The sequence below is a fragment of the Streptococcus sp. oral taxon 431 genome (assembly GCF_023115445.1).
GTDB lineage: Bacteria > Bacillota > Bacilli > Lactobacillales > Streptococcaceae > Streptococcus.
This window is the reverse complement of the sequence record NZ_JALDUI010000001.1, coordinates 350382-365705: the sequence shown is the minus strand read 5'-3', so window position 1 is coordinate 365705 and position 15324 is coordinate 350382. Positions and strand designations below refer to the sequence as shown.

The window sequence follows — 15324 nt, the reverse complement described above, 5'->3', positions numbered from 1 at the left end:
CTAATATAAAAAAACTTTCTAAACAAGTAAAATTGTTAGGAAGTTTTTTTCTTTTTCTACGAATAAATAGATAAAGAGAAAAACAAGGAGTCTATCATGAAAATTAAGATTGATAATTTTGAGATTTATAAGTTGAAACAAGCAGGTTTAAGTAATCAACAGGTTTTAAAGGTACTTCAATATGGAGAAATCTATGATCAAGAATTAACCCTAGAAACGATAGCAGAAGCATCTGAGTGTAGAAATCCAGTGGTTTTTATGGAACGTTACCATAAACTCACCTTTGAAAGTATGGAGCGACTACGAAGTGATTTTGAAAAATTTCCCTCTTTTTCCATCCTAGACGATGTCTATCCCTTTGCTCTCAGTGAAATCTATGATGCTCCAGTGTTGTTATTCTATAAGGGCGATTTAAATCTCTTAAAGTTGCCTAAGATTGCGGTTGTAGGCAGTCGCTCTTGTAGTCAAACAGGGACAAAATCAGTTCGTAAGGTTATTGAAGAATTAGAGAATGAGTTGGTGATTGTGAGTGGGCTTGCTAGAGGGATTGATACTGCAGCGCATATGTCTATACTTCAAGGTGGTGGAAAAACCATTGCAGTCATTGGGACTGGCTTAGATGTCTATTATCCGCGTTCTAATAAACGACTGCAGGACTACATCGGTGAATATCATTTGCTCCTGAGTGAGTATGGACCTGGTGAAGAACCCTTGAAATATCATTTTCCAGCGCGAAATAGGATTATTGCTGGTCTATGTATGGGTGTCATTGTTGCTGAGGCAAAGATGAGATCTGGTAGTTTGATTACCTGTGAGCGAGCTATGGAAGAAGGAAGAGATGTCTTTGCTATTCCAGGTAACATTTTAGATGGTCGTTCAGATGGTTGTCATCACTTGGTTCAGGAAGGTGCAAAACTTGTTTCAAGTGGTCAGGATGTGCTAGCAGAATTTGAATTTTAAGAACTAGCAAGGTTTTATCGGTTAAACTTTTCTTCTATATATAGGAGTTAAGTCTTGACAGGTTTTTAAAAATGGTTTACACTTTATAAAGTTTATTACTTTGAAAAGGTGTGATACTGTGGCTACGGCAACAAAGAAGAAAAAATCAACAGTTAAAAAAAATTTAGTAATCGTGGAATCGCCTGCAAAGGCTAAAACGATTGAAAAATACCTGGGTAGAAATTATAAGGTTTTAGCCAGTGTTGGTCATATCCGTGATTTGAAAAAATCCAGTATGTCAGTCGATATAGAAAATAATTATGAACCCCAATATATCAATATTCGTGGGAAAGGTCCTCTGATTAATGACTTGAAAAAAGAGGCTAAAAAAGCCAATAAAGTTTTCCTCGCAAGTGACCCGGACCGTGAAGGAGAAGCTATTTCTTGGCATTTGGCTCATATTTTGAATCTAGATGAGAATGATGCTAACCGTGTTGTTTTCAACGAGATTACAAAAGATGCGGTAAAAAATGCCTTTAAAGAACCTCGTAAGATTGACATGGATTTGGTGGATGCCCAACAAGCCCGTCGTGTCTTGGACCGCTTGGTAGGTTATTCTATTTCACCAATTTTATGGAAAAAGGTTAAGAAGGGCTTATCAGCAGGGCGCGTGCAATCTGTTGCCCTTAAACTCATCATTGACCGTGAAAATGAAATCAATGCCTTTCAACCAGAAGAATATTGGACGATTGATGGAGTCTTCAAAAAGGGGACTAAGCAATTCCAAGCATCCTTCTATGGAATGAATGGCAAGAAAATGAAATTGGCTACCAATGAAGAGGTCAAAGAAGTCTTGTCTCATCTGTCTAGCAAAGACTTTACAGTGGATCAGGTAGATAAAAAAGAGCGCAAGCGTAACGCTCCACTACCTTATACTACCTCAACTATGCAGATGGATGCAGCCAACAAGATCAATTTCCGTACTCGAAAGACCATGATGGTTGCCCAACAGCTCTACGAAGGAATCAATATTGGTACAGGTGTCCAAGGTTTGATTACTTATATGCGTACGGATTCTACTCGTATTAGTCCAATTGCACAAAATGAAGCTGCAAGCTACATCAATGAACGTTTTGGTAGTAAGTATTCTAAGCATGGTAGCAAGGTCAAAAATGCTACTGGTGCCCAAGATGCCCATGAGGCTATTCGCCCATCAAGTGTCTTTAACACGCCAGAAAAAATTGCTAAATACTTAGATAAAGACCAACTCAAACTCTATACCCTTATCTGGAACCGTTTTGTAGCGAGTCAGATGACTGGTGCCATCTTTGATACCATGGCTGTTAAGCTCTCTCAAAATGGAGTTCAATTTGTAGCAAATGGCAGTCAGGTTAAATTTGATGGTTACTTGGCCATTTACAATGACTCAGATAAGAATAAGATGTTGCCAGACATGGCAGTTGGTGATGTTGTCAAACAGGTCAATAGTAAACCTGAGCAACACTTTACTCAACCCCCAGCACGTTATTCTGAGGCTACTTTAATTAAGACCTTGGAAGAAAATGGGGTTGGACGTCCATCGACTTATGCACCCACTATTGAAACTATTCAAAAGCGCTATTATGTCCGCCTTGCAGCCAAGCGTTTTGAACCGACAGAGTTGGGAGAAATTGTTAACAAGCTCATCGTTGAATATTTCCCTGATATCGTCAATGTAACCTTTACAGCTGAAATGGAAGGTAAACTGGATGATGTCGAAGTCGGTAAAGAACAATGGCAACGAGTCATTGATGAATTTTACAAACCCTTCTCTAAAGAGGTTGCCAAAGCCGAAGAGGAAATGGAAAAAATCCAAATCAAGGATGAGCCAGCAGGATTTGATTGTGAAGAGTGTGGAAGTCCGATGGTCATTAAACTTGGTCGCTTTGGTAAGTTTTATGCTTGTAGCAATTTCCCAGATTGCCGTCATACACAAGCTATCGTGAAAGAAATTGGTGTTGAGTGCCCAAGCTGTCATCAAGGTCAAATCATTGAACGAAAAACTAAGCGTAATCGCATCTTCTATGGTTGTAATCGCTATCCAGAATGTGAATTTACTTCTTGGGACAAGCCTGTTGGACGAGATTGTCCAAAATGTGGCAACTTCCTCATGGAGAAAAAAATCCGTGGTGGCGGGAAACAGATCGTATGTAGCAATGGTGATTACGAAGAAGAAAAAATCAAATAAAAGAATGAGTCCTGAAAGTAAATTTCAGGCTCTTTTTAGTAAAGGCTTGACAAAATTCATTAAAATGTGGGAAACTAGTAAATGATTATTCTAAATAAGGAGAAGATATGCGTTTCATTTATCTCAGTATTGGTTTTATCTCGTTAGCTCTAGCTCTCGTAGGTGTAGTTTTACCACTTTTGCCAACAACTCCCTTTCTCTTGTTGTCTATTGCTTGTTTTTCGAGAAGTTCCAAGCGTTTTGAAGATTGGCTTTATCATACCAAACTTTATCAGACTTACGTAGCGGACTTTCGTGAGACCAAGTCTATTGCGCGTGAACGTAAGAAAAAGATTATTGTATCGATTTATATCTTGATGGGAATTTCTATTTACTTTGCGCCTCTTTTACCAGTCAAAATTGGTTTAGGATGTTTAACCATCTTTATTACCTACTATCTTTTTAAGGTGATTCCTGATAAAGAATAGCTTTAATAAGTAACGATTTTCCTTGATAAAAACAAAAACATATTCGAAATAATATGATATAATAAATTTAAACTAATCTTCAAGGAGAATCAAATGATTTACGAATTTTGTGCTGAAAATGTAACCTTGCTTGAAAAAGCTATGCAGGCAGGAGCTCGTCGCATCGAGCTCTGTGACAATCTAGCAGTTGGAGGAACAACTCCAAGCTACGGAGTAACCAAGGCAGCTGTGGAGCTGGCGGCCGACTACGATACGACCATTATGACTATGATTCGTCCACGTGGTGGTGACTTTGTATACAATGATCTAGAAATTGCCATCATGCTTGAGGACATCGCTCTAACTGCTCAAGCAGGAAGCCAAGGCATTGTCTTTGGTGCATTGACTGCTGATAAGAAGTTGGACAAGGCCAATCTTGAAAAATTAATTGCTGCATCTAAAGGTATGGAAATTGTTTTCCATATGGCATTTGATGAATTGAGCGATCAAGATCAGTTGGAAGCAATTGATTGGCTCAGCCATGCTGGTGTAACACGTATTTTGACTCGAGCAGGTGTATCTGGCGACTCGTTAGAAAAACGTTTTGCTCACTACCGCAGAATTCTAGAACACGCTGCAGGAAAAATTGAAATTTTACCTGGTGGAGGGATTGACATGGATAACCGTCAAACCTTTATTGACCAACTGGGTGTGACACAATTACATGGAACTAAGGTCGTCTTTTAATAAATAGAAAGGAACTGCTAGCTTTTGGTAGCAGTTTTCGCTTATGTTTGAAATTTTTAAAGCTTATCAGTTTAATAGTAAAAAGGCTAAAGAGTATGGATTTGTAGAAAATCAAGGCGTATGGAACCATAGTTCAACTATCTTGCACGGAGATTTTCTCATGATGGTTACAGTTGAGGATGGAGACTTAAGTTTTCAAGTTTATGACCAAGAAACTGGCGATCTTTATCCTCAAGTTCACATGGAAAGTATGAGAGGTACTTTTGTTGGAACTGTTCGAGAGGCTTGTTTAGAAGTTCTTTATGACATTCGAAAGGCCTGTTTTGACGTGCAGGGATTTCTCTGTCCTCAGACCAAGAGAATCATGGCACTCGTCCAAGAAAAGTACGGAAATCAATTGGAATATCTATGGGAGAAATCCCCTGATACTGCTGTTTTGCGCCATGAGGACAATCAAAAGTGGTATGCTGTTTTGATGAGAATCTCTTGGGATAAGCTTGAAAAGGGGAGAGAAGGACTAGTGGAAGCAGTCAATCTCAAACATGATCAAGTATCTGATTTGTTGGTAAAAAAAGGGATTTATCCAGCCTTTCATATGAATAAGCGCTATTGGATAAGTGTGCCACTTGATGACAGTTTATCAGATGAAGAGGTACTTGAATTGATCGAAAAAAGTTGGAACTTGACCTTGAAAAAGTAACTAGTTTTGCTTGATTTTTCAAATACTTTCAATTAGCAAAATATTCTTTACTGAAGAAATTTTCAGAAAATATTGGATTTTTTCTTGACATGTGTTTTTTCCTATGCTAAAATACTAAGCAAGATATCAAACGAAGGAGAAAGTCAAACATGAAAACAGCTAAGTTTAATCAATTTGCTTTGTTGTTGAGATACTCGGGCTAGTGCAAAAGCATTAGTCCTGTTTGGCTTACCAAGCGGGAGTAAATCAACATCTCGCTTGGAACTCCGAGCGAGATGTTTTTTTAAAACCGAATTTAGAAAAGGGGAAATCTTATGAGAACAGTTGAATTTCTAGATACTAGCCTTCGAGATGGTGAGCAGACACCAGGTGTTAATTTTTCAATCAAGGAAAAGATTGCCATTGCAAGACAACTGGAAAAATGGGGAATTTCGGCAATTGAAGCTGGTTTTCCAGCAGCTAGTCCAGACTCATTTACTGCAGTTCAGGAAATCGCAAAAGTCTTGAAGAAAACAGCGGTAACTGGTTTAGCTCGCTCTGTTAAATCAGATATTGACGCTTGTTATGAAGCACTTAAGGATGCTAAGTATCCACAAATCCATGTCTTTATTGCAACTAGTCCTATTCATCGTGAATTTAAGTTGAATAAGAGTAAAGAGGAAATATTGGAAGCTATTAAAGAGCATGTTTCCTATGCAAGGAGTAAGTTTGAAGTAGTAGAGTTCTCTCCAGAGGATGCGACAAGAACTGAGCTGGATTTCCTCTTACAAGTCGTTCAAACAGCGATAGACGCAGGTGCGACCTATATCAATATTCCTGACACGGTTGGTTTTACCACACCAGAGGAATATGGGAATATCTTCAAGTATCTGATTGACAATGTTAAAACTGACCGTCAGATTATCTATTCGCCTCACTGTCACGATGATCTTGGCATGGCAGTTGCAAATAGCCTTTCTGCTGTTAAGAATGGTGCAGGGCGTGTTGAAGGAACCATTAATGGTATTGGAGAACGAGCTGGGAATGCTGCTTTAGAAGAAATAGCGGTAGCCCTCAATATTCGACAAGATTATTACCAAGCAGAGACAAGTATTGTCCTAAATGAAACGATTAATACGTCCGAAATGGTTTCTCGCTTCTCAGGTATTCCTGTTCCTAAAAATAAAGCGGTGGTCGGTGGGAATGCCTTTTCTCACGAGTCTGGCATTCACCAAGATGGAGTTCTTAAAAATCCTCTTACCTATGAAATCATTACACCTGAATTGGTTGGTGTGAAGAGTAACAGTCTTCCGCTTGGAAAATTGTCCGGTCGCCATGCCTTTGTTGAAAAACTAAGAGAACTGGCCCTAGATTTTACAGAAGAGGATATCAAACCACTCTTCGCTAAGTTTAAGGCGCTGGCGGACAAAAAGCAAGAAATCACGGATGCAGATATTCGTGCGCTGGTCGCTGGAACCATGGTTGAAAATCCAGAAGGCTTCCACTTTGATGATTTACAACTTCAAACTCATGCGGATAATGACATCGAAGCGCTCGTTAGTCTAGCAAATATGGATGGTGAGAAAGTCGAATTTAATGCAACAGGGAAAGGTTCCGTTGAAGCAATCTTTAACGCTATTGATAAGTTCTTCAACCAATCTGTCCGCTTGGTGTCCTATACCATTGATGCGGTGACAGATGGGATTGATGCCCAGGCTCGGGTTTTGGTGACTGTTGAAAATAGAGATACAGAAACCATCTTTAACGCAGCAGGTCTTGATTTCGATGTGTTGAAAGCTTCGGCTATTGCTTATATCAATGCTAATACCTTTGTTCAAAAAGAGAATGCTGGTGAGATGGGGCGGAGCGTTTCTTACCGAGACATGCCTAGTGTGTAAAGGAGAAGGCTATGACAAAGAAAATAGTAGCTCTAGCAGGGGATGGAATCGGTCCAGAAATCATGGAGGCTGGTTTAGAGGTTCTGGAAGCTCTAGCTTCAAAAACAGGTTTTGACTATGTGATAGACAGGCGCCCCTTTGGAGGTGCAGGTATTGATGCTGCGGGGCATCCCTTACCTGATGAAACCCTCAAGGCAAGTAGAGAAGCAGATGCTATTCTCCTAGCGGCTATCGGTAGTCCTCAGTATGATGGGGCAGCGATTCGGCCTGAACAAGGCTTGCTAGCTCTTCGGAAGGAACTCAATCTCTATGCCAATATTCGGCCTGTTAAGATTTTTGACAGTCTTAAGCATTTGTCACCTCTCAAACCTGAACGAATTGCTGGTGTAGACTTTGTCGTGGTGCGTGAGTTGACAGGTGGTATCTACTTTGGGGATCATATCCTTGAAGAGCGCAAAGCGCGTGATATCAACGACTATAGCTATGAGGAAGTAGAGCGGATTATGCGCAAGGCCTTTGAAATTGCAAGAAATCGGAGAAAACTCGTTACTAATATCGATAAGCAAAACGTTCTAGCGACATCAAAACTCTGGCGAAAAGTAGCTGAGGAAGTTGCGCAGGATTTCCCAGATGTTACCTTGGAACACCAGTTGGTGGACTCAGCTGCTATGCTTATGATTACCAATCCTGCTAAGTTTGATGTCATCGTGACAGAGAATCTTTTCGGAGATATCTTATCTGATGAATCAAGCGTTCTATCAGGCACTCTGGGTGTTATGCCATCAGCCAGTCATTCTGAAAAGGGGCCAAGTCTTTATGAGCCTATTCATGGTTCAGCGCCTGATATTGCAGGTCAAGGAATTGCCAATCCTATTTCCATGATTTTATCTGTTGCTATGATGTTGAGAGATAGCTTTGGACGTTATGAGGATGCGGAGCGTATTGAGCGTGCTGTTGAAGCTAGTTTAGCGGCTGGTGTTTTAACGAGAGATATTGGAGGACAGGCTTCGACCAAGGAAATGACAGAAGCCATCATTGAAAGATTATGAAGATAAATGAAGGAATCACGCTTGCCCTCTTGGTTTGGAATTTGCTTGTTTTCTTGATTTATGGCATTGACAAATCCAAGGCAAGAAGAGGTGCTTGGCGCGTTCCAGAGAAAATCTTACTCATTTTAGCCTTTACTTGTGCTGGATTTGGTGCCTGGTTAGCAGGAATGACCTTTCACCACAAGACTAGAAAATGGTACTTTAAAACAGTTTGGTTTCTTGGGATGGTGACCACGTTAGTAGCTTTATATTTTGTATGGAGGTAATGAATGGAAGGAAAATCAATTTTTGATAAATTATGGGACCTCCATGTGATCACAGGAGAAGAGGGACAACCTCAGCTTATGTATGTGGATCAACACTATATTCACGAGGTGACCAGTCCTCAGGCTTTTCAAGGATTGCGAGACGCAGGACGCAGATTGAGACGACCAGACTTGACATTTGGGACCTTTGACCACAATGTACCGACAGTTAATATCTACGATATTCGAGATGTGATATCCAAGGCTCAAATTGATAAGTTGGCAGAAAATGTTGAGGAATTCGGGATTGAACATGCGGCCCATGGTTCTGAAAAACAGGGCATCGTTCACATGGTTGGTCCAGAAACAGGACGAACACAACCAGGAAAATTCATCGTCTGCGGAGATAGCCATACGGCTACTCATGGAGCTTTTGGAGCGATTGCATTTGGAATTGGAACCAGTGAGGTCGAGCACGTCTTTGCAACTCAAACCATTTGGCAGGTCAAACCCAAGAAAATGCTGGTAGAATTCACTGGAGTTCCTCAAAAGGGAGTTTATTCCAAGGATTTCATTCTAGCCTTGATTGCCAAGTATGGTGTTGCATGTGGTGTTGGCTATGTGGTGGAATATCGTGGTCAAGCGATTGATGTACTCAGTATGGAAGAGAGAATGACTATCTGCAATATGTCCATTGAATTTGGCTCTAAGATGGGAATCATGAATCCAGATCAGACCACCTATGACTATCTTGAGGGACGTGAGTGTGTTCCCAAGGATTTTGATGCAGCAGTTGCTGATTGGAAAAGGCTGGTTAGTGATGACGATGCCGTTTATGACAAGGTTATCCGAATGGATGTCTCTGAATTGGCTCCTATGGTGACTTGGGGAACCAATCCAGCTATGGGTGTTGATTTTGATAGTAGCTTCCCAGAAATAAAGGATATGAATGATGAACGTGCTTATCATTACATGGATTTACAACCAGGTCAGAAACCAGCAGATATCCAACTTGGCTATGTCTTTATCGGTTCTTGTACCAATGCTCGACTTAGCGATTTACAATTGGCTGCTCGATTTGTTGAAGGGAAGAAAATTGCCCCTAACTTAACAGCTATTGTGGTACCTGGTTCTCGACCAGTCAAGCGAGCTGCTGAAAAGTTGGGCTTGGATAAGGTTTTCCAAGATGCCGGCTTTGAGTGGAGAGACCCAGGTTGCTCCATGTGTCTAGGGATGAATCCTGACAAGGTACCAGATGGTGTTCACTGCGCCTCAACTAGCAATCGTAACTTTGAAGATCGCCAGGGATTTGGTGCTAAAACTCATCTTTGCAGTCCAGCCATGGCTGCTGCGGCAGCAATTGCAGGGCGCTTCGTAGATGTTCGGAAAATGCCTGAAGCCTAGTAAGGAGAGGATATGGAAAAATTTACAGTTTATACAGGAACAACGGTTCCTCTTATGAATGATAATATTGATACCGACCAAATCCTACCCAAGCAGTTTCTAAAGTTAATTGATAAAAAAGGCTTTGGTAAGTACCTCATGTATGCTTGGCGTTATCTGGATGACAAGTATACGGAGGATCCAGACTTTGTTTTTAACCGACCTGAATATCGCAAAGCTAGTATTCTCATCACAGGGGATAACTTTGGCGCAGGGTCTTCAAGGGAACACGCAGCTTGGGCGCTAGCAGACTATGGCTTTAAGGTCGTGATTGCAGGATCTTTTGGAGATATTCATTACAATAATGAGCTCAATAATGGAATGTTGCCTATTGTTCAGCCTAGGGAGGTTAGAGAAAAGATAGCCCGATTGAAACCAACTGACCAGGTAACTGTGGACTTGGAACAACAAACAATCATCACACCAGTTGGAGAATTCACTTTCGAAATTGATAGCGAGTGGAAACACAAGCTCTTAAATGGTTTGGATGATATCGGTATTACCTTGCAGTATGAAGACTTGATTGCTGCTTACGAAAAACAACGACCAGCCTACTGGCAAGAATAAAAAAATAGAAAAGGAACTAGAACTATGACAAAACACATTCAATGGAACGGAACACTTTCACAAGAAGGCTATGAAATCTTGAAAGGTGAGGGCGGATGTATCGTTTGCCCTACAAAAGTTGGTTACATTATCATGACTAGCGACAAGGCAGGACTTGAGCGCAAGTTTGAAGCCAAAGAACGTAATCGTAATAAACCAGGAGTAGTTCTCTGTGGTAGCATGGATGAGCTTCGCGCTTTAGCACAACTCAACCCAGAAATTGAAGCTTTTTACCAAAAACATTGGGACGAAGATATTCTTCTTGGTTGTATCCTTCCATGGAAACCAGAAGCCTTTGAAAAACTCAAAGCTTACGGTGATGGTCGTGAAGAACTCATGACCGATGTGCGTGGAACTAGCTGTTTTGTTATCAAGTTTGGGAAAGCTGGTGAACAATTAGCTGCCAAACTTTGGGAAGAAGGCAAAATGGTATATGCTTCATCTGCAAACCCATCAGGAAAAGGAAATCGTGGTAAGGTTGAAGGAATCGGAGAGCGTATCGAAGGAGCAGTGGACCTTGTCATTGAGGCAGACGACTACGTTGCTTCAATCCAACCAGACAAAACAGTTGAAACTCGCTACGAGCAAGGTGTGATGGTGTCTATGGTCGATAAAGACGGCAAACTCATTCCAGAACAAGGTGGAGCACGCTCAACTTCACCAGCGCCAGTTGTGATTCGTAAAGGGCTTGACATTGATAAAATAATGATGCACCTATCGGATACCTTTAACTCATGGGATTATCGTCAAGGTGAGTATTATTAGGATGTAGAAGAAGTGAGGCTTATACTCTTCGAAAATCTCTTCAAACCACGTCAGCGTCGCCTTACAGTAGATATATGTAACTGACTTCGTCAGTCTTATCTACAACCTCAAAGCAGTGCTTTGAGCAGCCTGCGGCTAGCTTCCTAGTTTGCTCTTTGATTTTAAATGAGTATTGAATTGAGATAAGTTGAGTTAATTGGATTAAGAACCTCAAAAAAACAAAAAGGAAAGCATCTCATGAAAAGATGTTTTCCTTTTATTGTATAAGTTATCGAATAGAGTTATCTTAAATTCAGAAAGGTTCAAAAATGATATTTGATGAATAATGATACTCTACATTTTAACGATTTTATTAGTTATTTTCAACTTGTTCACTATATTTTGGTCTTAGTGTGGTTCCTGAATTGATAATAGTGCGTTTTTGAACTAAAGGCAATTCTGTACGATTATAAACTGTTCTCCAAGGTTCCCAAGCAAGACCTGTTTTTTCTTGAATTTTTACGCGAAGATTGCGAACATTTCCTCTAAATTGTAGTTCAGTTTGGAAACCAGCAGTTCTATTTTTTCCATTATCTTCCCATTCACGAGAGCGGATGCTTTCAATTCCATTTTCGTCATATGTGACTTCGTCCCAGTAAACGTAGTAACGAGCGACATATCCACCCTTATGTTGCAAATTGAGATAGCCATTCTTGTAAGAGGTAATTTTAGTTTCAATATAATCAGTACTGTTTTGGATTGTTGCAACTTGATTATCTCTTAAAAAGGCAGTTTTATAAGAAATAGGGACTGCAGGATTTTGTGTACTAAAATTAGCTCCTTCTTGAATTAATTTCTTGAGATCTTCAGGTGTTCCAGTAACTACTCGAGCAGCGCCATCAGCGTTACCGCCAACAATAACAGCTGTTACAGAAGTATTTTTCAAAACACGAGCCCATTCAGATTCAGGGTTAATAGGCACACCTTTAATGACAGCATTTATAGCTGCTTTAAGTTCTGTACTTGTACTTGTTGTTTCAAATTTAACATACATTTGACGGCCATAAGACATACTAGAAACATAAACAGGAGGTGTTTGTTCATCCAAGCCACGATCTTGTAAATCGTTGACTGTTACATTATCACCAAAGACATCTCCAGGATTTTTTGGTGCATCAAAGTTAGCGGTAAAGTAAATTTGTTTAAAGTCGACAACTTCAATTTGTTTTTCACCTTTTTGTGCAGCTTCAAAGTCAATTTTTAAATCAACCCCAATTTTTTCAAAGTTGCTACCAAATTTTGCTTTTAGTTGATTCATACTATATGCTGAAGTAGAATCGTATTGCATACGAGCAGGTGCGGGATTACTTGATGCATAATTTGCATTCCATCTATTTACCAGAGTGTTAATTCCTTCCTGCATACCACTGACTGTTGTGTTTGCATCAGTATAGCTATCTGATCCAGCCATTCCTGGAAGGTCCACGCTGATTCTACCCTGTTTTCTATCAATACTAACAAGTTGAGGTTTATTTTCTAATAACCCTTGATCTGCTCGGAACAAAGCGCCTAAGAAGATGTCGCTATTACCGTTAATTGAAACATCAGCTGAATTATTAGAAATACTCTTTTTCACTTTTTCAATTACAACAAACTCATTCCCTTGTTGTTTTGAAGATGTATTTGAATAATTTTCGATTGCTTCACCTCTACGAGTTAAAATATCAATTTTGTTGTAGTTTAATCCGAAAAGATATTTATTCAAGTCCTTATCTGCCTGATTAGTAGATCTCATGAGGTTTTCCATAACATCTGCTTTTGGTGCTTCAGTTACAGTAGTGGCATCTTTTTCTTCGGTTTTTGAATTGAGGTTTGGAGTACTTTCTTGTTCGTTTACTGTAGGTTCTGTTTTTGGATTAGAACTACTTGAAATTGAGGGTTCAGTAGCTTTTACAGTATTATTTTGAATAATCGAAGCTGTACTTAATAAAAAAGTTGCAATAACTACACCACAGACACCAATGCTACGTTTTCGGATAGAATAACGAAAACCTTTTTCAAGATTATTTTGAATCATATAAAGCTCCTAGTTTATTATTTCATTTTATTATCTCTTGAATGCGCTTTCTCGGGATAAAAATATTCTAGCAGAAATAAAAATCTTATGCAATCGTTTTCTGCGGAAATTAGACATATCTTTATATATGTTTAATTTTGTTTCGAAGATTTTAGCTTTTTAGTGTAATTTTTCTTTACTTGAGAATTCACCTATGATAATCCACTCATGCAGCTGATCCGTCATACAATTGAATACATGAAGAATCAGAAAAGTATAGGGAGGGGAGTTCTTGATAATCTCTCTATTAGTCGTGAAAATGTGGCAGAAATCGTACGAGTAACGCCCTCTTATAAATTAGCTGCTCGTGCTAAGATTATCAGACTAAATCAAACCAAACCTCTTCGTCATGCATACTTTCGAGAGTACAGAAAATTGCAAGAGCTTTGCCTGATGATCCTAAATAGAGAAAAGCATGGTTTAGGATATCAAGAGCAAAAAATCCATGGTATTCTTTTTGATGCTGCTTGGCTTTGGTAAGAGTATGTTCATACTTTGTTGCTAAAAGAGTTCATCCATCCTAGAAATAAGGATAAGACGGACGGTATTTCAGTATTTTCTAATCGTGAAAGAAAAATATTTCCAGATTTTTATCATAAAGAGTTAAAAATCGTTTTAGATGCTAAATACAAAAAACTGGAATTGACTGAAAAGGGAATCAATCGTGAAGATCTATTTCAATTGATTTCTTATGCTTATATTTTACAAGCTGAGCAGGCTGGGATTGTTTTTCCAAGCGAGGACAAGGTTGTTGATAATGAGATAGGAAAGCTAGCAGGTTATGGAGCCCAGTTGAAAAAATGGTCTATTCAAATCCCTAGACAAGCCGAAAGTTATCAAGATTTTGTCAAGAGGATTGAATCCTTTGAAAGAGTCTTTATCGAAAATATTGGTAAAGATTTGAAAGGCAAGACAAATACAGGGTAAATGTCTACTTAGTTATCTAAATCAAAAATTATAAACACGAACATTATTTGTTTTCGGTCATTACAATTGACAAAAAACGGACAATATTGTAAACTTGTTAGAGTAATTGTCTGGAAAAGACGAGGCTATTCCTAACTTTAGGAAGGTCTAAACAAGAGAAATGAGAGAAATATGTTAAACGAATTTCCGATCTTTGACTATGAAGATATTCAGCTAATCCCAAATAAGTGTGTCCTTCAAAGTCGAGCAGAAGCTGATACACATGTGACCTTGGGAAAACATACCTTTAAGTTGCCAGTTGTTCCTTCCAATATGCAAACAATCCTAGATGAAGATGTTGCTGAACAACTTGCTAAGGGTGGATATTTCTATATTATGCATCGTTTTGATGAAGAAGGACGCATTCCTTTTGTCAAACGTATGCACGATCAGGGCTTGATTGCTTCAATCTCAGTAGGTGTTAAAGACTACGAGTATGATTTTGTGAGTCAATTAAAGGAAGATGCCCCAGAGTACATCACCATTGATATTGCTCATGGTCATGCGGATAGCGTCATTTCAATGATTCAGCACATCAAGAAAGAATTACCTGATACTTTTGTCATCGCTGGTAATGTTGGAACTCCAGAAGCTGTACGTGAACTTGAAAATGCTGGTGCAGATGCTACTAAGGTCGGAATCGGTCCAGGTAAGGTTTGTATTACTAAGGTCAAAACTGGTTTTGGTACTGGAGGTTGGCAGTTAGCAGCCCTTCGCTGGTGTGCTAAGGCTGCGCGTAAACCGATTATTGCCGATGGTGGTATTCGTACACATGGTGATATCGCCAAATCAATTCGCTTCGGTGCAAGTATGGTCATGATTGGTTCACTGTTTGCAGGGCATATCGAAAGTCCTGGTAAAACAATTGAAGTGGACGGTAAACAATTCAAAGAATACTACGGTTCAGCTTCAGAATACCAAAAAGGTGCCTATAAGAATGTCGAAGGTAAGAAAATTCTTCTTCCTGCAAAAGGTCATTTGCAAGACACTTTAACTGAGATGGAACAGGATTTGCAAAGTTCGATTTCTTATGCTGGAGGTCGTAAGGTTGCTGATCTTCGTCACGTTGACTATGTCATTGTGAAGAACTCTATCTGGAATGGTGACGCTCACTAAAAATATGATTACTTATTTATGCCGCGAATTGGCGTGGCGTTTCTACAAGGTACCGTAAATACCTAACAATGAGTAAGCTGCAGAGATATAAGGATAGGTGTTA

The 15324-nt window shown here is 39.5% G+C and carries 13 protein-coding genes, 1 pseudogene and 1 riboswitch; of the genes and pseudogenes, 13 read left to right on the top strand and 1 reads right to left on the bottom strand.

Features of this window, described 5'->3' with window-relative positions; all coding sequences use genetic code 11:
• Nucleotides 1-102: 102 nt before the first annotated feature.
• From dprA to M1R56_RS01735, 11 genes are all read left to right on the top strand, one after another.
• Nucleotides 103-960: a DNA-processing protein DprA gene (dprA, locus tag M1R56_RS01785; protein ID WP_348982762.1), complete on the top strand. Its 858-nt coding sequence runs from the start codon at nt 103-105 to the stop codon at nt 958-960.
• Nucleotides 961-1078: 118 nt separating this feature from the next.
• Nucleotides 1079-3166 carry a type I DNA topoisomerase gene (gene topA / locus M1R56_RS01780; RefSeq protein WP_248034384.1) on the top strand — a complete coding sequence of 696 codons (2088 nt, stop codon included), beginning with the start codon at nt 1079-1081 and terminating at the stop codon, nt 3164-3166.
• Nucleotides 3167-3273: 107 nt separating this feature from the next.
• Nucleotides 3274-3633 carry a YbaN family protein gene (locus M1R56_RS01775; RefSeq protein WP_248034383.1) on the top strand — a complete coding sequence of 120 codons (360 nt, stop codon included), beginning with the start codon at nt 3274-3276 and terminating at the stop codon, nt 3631-3633.
• Between the two features lie 93 nt (nt 3634-3726).
• Nucleotides 3727-4359 (top strand): copper homeostasis protein CutC, encoded by a 633-nt coding sequence (locus tag M1R56_RS01770; RefSeq protein WP_248034382.1) that lies wholly within the window; start codon nt 3727-3729, stop codon nt 4357-4359.
• 43 nt (nt 4360-4402) lie between these two features.
• Nucleotides 4403-5059 carry an MmcQ/YjbR family DNA-binding protein gene (locus M1R56_RS01765; protein WP_248034381.1) on the top strand — a complete coding sequence of 219 codons (657 nt, stop codon included), beginning with the start codon at nt 4403-4405 and terminating at the stop codon, nt 5057-5059.
• A 314-nt stretch (nt 5060-5373) separates the two neighbouring features.
• Nucleotides 5374-6936: a 2-isopropylmalate synthase gene (locus tag M1R56_RS01760; protein WP_248034380.1), complete on the top strand. Its 1563-nt coding sequence runs from the start codon at nt 5374-5376 to the stop codon at nt 6934-6936.
• A gap of 11 nt (nt 6937-6947) precedes the next feature.
• Entirely contained in the window at nt 6948-7985 is a 1038-nt protein-coding gene (gene leuB, locus M1R56_RS01755) for a 3-isopropylmalate dehydrogenase (RefSeq protein ID WP_248034379.1), read from the top strand.
• Nucleotides 7982-8251, top strand: coding sequence for a DUF1294 domain-containing protein (locus tag M1R56_RS01750; protein ID WP_075231611.1), 270 nt, complete (start codon nt 7982-7984; stop codon nt 8249-8251). The genes leuB and M1R56_RS01750 overlap by 4 nt, the downstream gene beginning before the upstream one ends.
• Before the next feature lie 3 nt (nt 8252-8254).
• The gene (gene leuC / locus M1R56_RS01745) at nt 8255-9634 is read left to right on the top strand and encodes a 3-isopropylmalate dehydratase large subunit (protein WP_248034378.1); all 1380 of its coding nucleotides are present in this window, start codon (nt 8255-8257) and stop codon (nt 9632-9634) included.
• 12 nt (nt 9635-9646) lie between these two features.
• Nucleotides 9647-10240: a 3-isopropylmalate dehydratase small subunit gene (gene leuD, locus M1R56_RS01740; protein ID WP_248034377.1), complete on the top strand. Its 594-nt coding sequence runs from the start codon at nt 9647-9649 to the stop codon at nt 10238-10240.
• A 24-nt stretch (nt 10241-10264) separates the two neighbouring features.
• Complete coding sequence (locus M1R56_RS01735) at nt 10265-11044, top strand: Sua5/YciO/YrdC/YwlC family protein (RefSeq protein WP_248034376.1); 780 nt, start codon at nt 10265-10267, stop codon at nt 11042-11044.
• Between the two features lie 352 nt (nt 11045-11396).
• Here the strand turns inward: M1R56_RS01735 and M1R56_RS01730 are convergent, their stop codons facing one another.
• Complete coding sequence (locus tag M1R56_RS01730; RefSeq protein ID WP_153225765.1) at nt 11397-13100, bottom strand: thiol-activated cytolysin family protein; 1704 nt, start codon at nt 13098-13100, stop codon at nt 11397-11399.
• Between the two features lie 183 nt (nt 13101-13283).
• Here M1R56_RS01730 and M1R56_RS01725 point away from each other — a divergent pair.
• A pseudogene (locus M1R56_RS01725) lies at nt 13284-14066 on the top strand (3-isopropylmalate dehydrogenase); the annotation flags it as partial.
• Nucleotides 14067-14237: 171 nt separating this feature from the next.
• Nucleotides 14238-15221: a GMP reductase gene (gene guaC, locus M1R56_RS01720; protein ID WP_248034375.1), complete on the top strand. Its 984-nt coding sequence runs from the start codon at nt 14238-14240 to the stop codon at nt 15219-15221.
• Nucleotides 15214-15310, top strand: a riboswitch (purine riboswitch). Its footprint overlaps the gene before it by 8 nt.
• Nucleotides 15311-15324 lie beyond the last annotated feature (14 nt).